Origin of the sequence: Mesorhizobium intechi (assembly GCF_002879535.1) — a bacterium.
Lineage (GTDB): Bacteria > Pseudomonadota > Alphaproteobacteria > Rhizobiales > Rhizobiaceae > Mesorhizobium > Mesorhizobium intechi.
On the sequence record NZ_PNOT02000238.1, the window covers coordinates 1 to 3645 of the forward strand.

Annotated in this window: 3 protein-coding genes and 2 pseudogenes; 4 read left to right on the forward strand and 1 reads right to left on the reverse strand. The window is 62.8% G+C overall.

All coding sequences use genetic code 11. The annotated features are described in order from the left end of the window. Positions 1-244 (forward strand): annotated as a pseudogene (locus C1D09_RS20810) (hypothetical protein); the annotation flags it as partial. 151 nt (positions 245-395) lie between these two features. Here C1D09_RS20810 and dksA read toward each other — a convergent pair. After that, positions 396-812, reverse strand: a complete 417-nt coding sequence (gene dksA, locus C1D09_RS20815; protein ID WP_010909647.1) for an RNA polymerase-binding protein DksA — start codon at positions 810-812, stop codon at positions 396-398. Between the two features lie 276 nt (positions 813-1088). Here dksA and C1D09_RS20820 point away from each other — a divergent pair, with 276 nt between their 5' ends. From C1D09_RS20820 to C1D09_RS20830, 3 genes and pseudogenes are all read left to right on the forward strand, one after another. Then, positions 1089-1592, forward strand: a complete 504-nt coding sequence (locus C1D09_RS20820) for a SixA phosphatase family protein (protein ID WP_143976082.1) — start codon at positions 1089-1091, stop codon at positions 1590-1592. 163 nt (positions 1593-1755) lie between these two features. After that, the gene (locus tag C1D09_RS20825) at positions 1756-3231 is read left to right on the forward strand and encodes a YcjX family GTP-binding protein (RefSeq protein ID WP_143976083.1); all 1476 of its coding nucleotides are present in this window, start codon (positions 1756-1758) and stop codon (positions 3229-3231) included. Beyond that, a pseudogene (locus C1D09_RS20830) lies at positions 3228-3645 on the forward strand (TIGR01620 family protein); the annotation flags it as partial. The gene C1D09_RS20825 and the pseudogene C1D09_RS20830, both read left to right, overlap by 4 nt.

The window sequence follows — 3645 nt, forward strand, 5'->3', positions numbered from 1 at the left end:
GCCCCATCAATCGACCAATGTCACGCCGCTGCCTGCCTATGGCTCCGCCAATGCCAATGCCGCCAGGCCCGCGCCATCGCCACCGCAGGACAGTATCGACGACGAACTGATGAAGGACCTGGAGGTTTCGCTCGACCAGCCGCGCTCAGGTGCCGCTGTTGGCAAACCGGTAGCCAAGGCCCCGCAATCGCTCGACGATGAAATGACCAGGCTTCTCGGCGAACTTTCCAGCCAAAAGAGATGATTGGCGCCTGAGGCGTCCCGCTGGTGGGGTTTGCTTTCGCTTGCTGCAACGCATTTTGCGATCCAGCCAACAAAATGGCCCGAAGGCCCAGCCATTTTGTTTCAATGACTTCACCTATGACTGCCTTGAGATGCAGCCCAGAAGCAATGCGTCAGTCGTCGCGATAGACTTTTTCGCGGCGCTCATGCCGTTCCTGCGCTTCGATCGACAAGGTGGCTATCGGACGGGCGTCGAGCCGTTTCAGCGCGATCGGCTCGCCGGTTTCCTCGCAATAGCCGTAGGTGCCTTCGTCGATGCGCTGCAGCGCCGAATCGATCTTCGCGATGAGTTTGCGCTGACGGTCGCGGGCCCTGAGCTCGATGGCGCGGTCTGTTTCGGAAGAGGCGCGGTCGGCGAGGTCGGGGTGGTTGGCGTTTTCCTGCTGCAGGATTTCGAGAGTTTCGCGCGCTTCGCGCAATATGTCATTTTTCCAGGTGACGAGCTTCAGGCGGAAGTAGGATTTCTGCCGCTCGTTCATGAACGGCTCGTCTTCGGAGGGTACGTAATCGGCGGTAACGATGTCGTTCATTCGACTCACCCAAACTGCCCCAAATTTGGCGCCTATATATTCGCCGCCCGACAACTGCACAAGCGCAATCAGCCACCGACTCACGCAATTGTTAAAGTGCCCCAGCGACACCCGTTGAAGGCAGATGTCGCTGATTCGATGGAGAAAGTGCCGCAAACCCTTGCCAGCCTGTCCCGTGCGTGATTCTTGGCACGGAAGGACACGGGCCATTGTGCGCGGTGCCCTTCCCGTGGCTAATCGTGCCGCGGCTTCGGCTTCGGCATCATCGGAGGTTGGGTGAGCAGGCTCTATCTGTTGCGGCACGCCAAGGCTGGCTGGGCGCTGCCCGGCATGCGCGATTTCGATCGACCGCTCGACGCCTCCGGCCGCGTCGATGCCCAGACGATGGGCGCTGCCATGCGCTCCCGTGGCTATGTCCCCGATTTGACATTGTGCTCCAACGCCCGGCGCGCCAAGGAAACGCTCGAAGGGCTGGCCGGCCAGACCGACACCGGCAAGGTACTGTTTCTCGACACGCTCTACAGCGAAGACGCGGCCGGCTATCTCCGCCTCATCCGGGAACATGGCGGGCCGGGGTCACTGCTGGTCATCGGCCACAATCCGATGACGGAGGATCTTGCCATGGCAGTGTCAGGCGATGGCGACGAGACGGCGCGTGCCATGCTCAACCATGGGTTCCCGACCTCGGGCCTGGCGGTCGTGCGTTTCCTGGACGAACTGAAGAAAGCTGCCCAGGAAACGGGTTATCTCGAGGCGTTCCTGACACCGGCCGACCTCTAACTCGCGGTTTTGCCGCAATTTCCAAGGCAAAGCGCTATGCGCTTTTCCCGGGAAAATGGCTCCGCACTTTTCCTGGAATTGCTTCGGCATCGATTTCCGCCGCCATTTCAAAGCCGGGTCCCAACGCCTATATCGGACGGACCCAAGCCCGAGAGATCACATTTTGGCATCATCGCTGACCACCTTCACCGACGAGGCAAGAATTGCCCTCGACACGCTGTCGGGACGCGCCACCGGGCTTTTTTCTCCCTCGCTGCGGCTGGGTGTTACGGGCCTTTCGCGCGCCGGCAAGACAGTGTTCATCTCCGCGCTGGTCCACAATCTGATCCATGGCGGACGCCTGCCACTGTTCGAGGCGCAGAAATCCGGCCGTATCGCCCGCGCCTTCCTGGAGGAGCAGCCTGACGACGCCGTGCCGCGCTTCCAGTACGAGGATCATATCGCTTCACTCGTCAACGACCGTGCCTGGCCCGATTCCACGCGTGCTATTTCGGAACTGCGGCTGACCATCGAATACGAGTCGGCTTCCGGCTGGAGCCGTATGTTCTCATCCGGCAAACTGTCGGTCGACATCGTCGATTATCCCGGCGAATGGCTGCTCGACTTGCCGCTCCTCGGCAAATCCTTCGGCGATTTTTCAGCCGACGCCATGGAGATGGCCACTTTGTCGGTGCGCGAGGACCTTTCGCGGGCCTGGCGGGCAATCTCGGCGGAAATCGACCCGGATGCCGACGCCGACGAGATGACCGCCCGCCGCCTCGCCGAAAGCTTCGCGGCCTATCTCAAGGCCTGCAAGCTCGACGAGCGCGCGCTATCGACCTTGCCACCCGGCCGCTTCCTGATGCCTGGCGACCTCGAAGGCTCGCCCGCGCTGACCTTCGCGCCGCTGGCCGGCCTCGACAGGCGTCCGCGCCCGGGATCGCTGCATGCCATGATGGAGAGGCGCTACGAGGCCTACAAGACGTATGTCGTCAAACCGTTCTTCCGCGAACACATCACCCGGCTCGATCGCCAGATCGTCCTGATCGACGCCATGCAGGCGCTGAACGCCGGCCCCGGCGCAATGGCCGACCTCGAGCGTGCGGTAACCGAGATCCTCGGCTGCTTCCGTCCCGGCCGGGGCAGCTTCCTCACCGACCTCTTTTCGCGGCGCATCGATCGCATCCTGGTCGCCGCGACCAAGGCCGATCACTTGCACCACGAAAGCCATGACCGGTTGCAGGCGATCGTGCGGCGGCTGGCYGACCGCGCCGTGGCACGGGCGAACTTCACCGGCGCCGACGTCGACGTGGTCGCGATGGCGGCGGTGCGCGCGACCCGCGAAGGCACGGTCAAACAAGGCCGCGAGACGTTGCCTGTCATCATCGGCACGCCGATCGCCGACGAGAAGATCAACGGCGAAACGTTCGACGGAAAAACAGAAACTGCCATATTTCCCGGTGATTTACCGGAGAAGATTGATGTGGTGTTCGACGTCTCCGGATCCGACCACGCCCAGGATTCCACGGAGCCGGCAATCCGCTTTGTTCGATTCCGCCCGCCAAAACTGGAACGCACAGCCGAAGGCGTCACGCTGTCTCTGCCGCATATCAGGCTCGACCGTGCCTTGCAGTTCCTGATCGGAGACCATCTGGCATGACCGCGCCCCGCAAGCCGGCGGCCTTCCGCATCGAGCCGGAAGCCGCGCCAGTACAAGAAGCGTCGAAGACGCGGCAGGCCGAGCCCCCGCGCAAAACCCGCGGGCTGAAGACCGATGTCGCGCTGGTCATACCGGCGGAAGTCGACGTCTTCGACGTGCCCGACATCGTAGCCGCCGAACCGCCACCGGCCGTCGCTCCCAGGAAACGCTCGTTGTTCGGCAGCATCTTCTTCGGCGCCATCGGCGTGCTGGTTTCGCTGGCTGTCGGCCTGTGGACCGACAAGCTGATCCGCGATCTCTTCGCCCGCGCCGAATGGCTGGGCTGGCTGGCCGCTGGCACGGCGGCGCTCGCGATATTGGCGCTCGTGGTGATCCTGATTCGCGAATTCCTTGCGATCGCCCGCCTTGCCGAAG

Bases quoted from the DNA above. Each gene is read 5' to 3' on its own strand.
- dksA (WP_010909647.1), bottom strand. From the start codon at position 812: ATGAACGACATCGTTACCGCCGATTACGTACCCTCCGAAGACGAGCCG.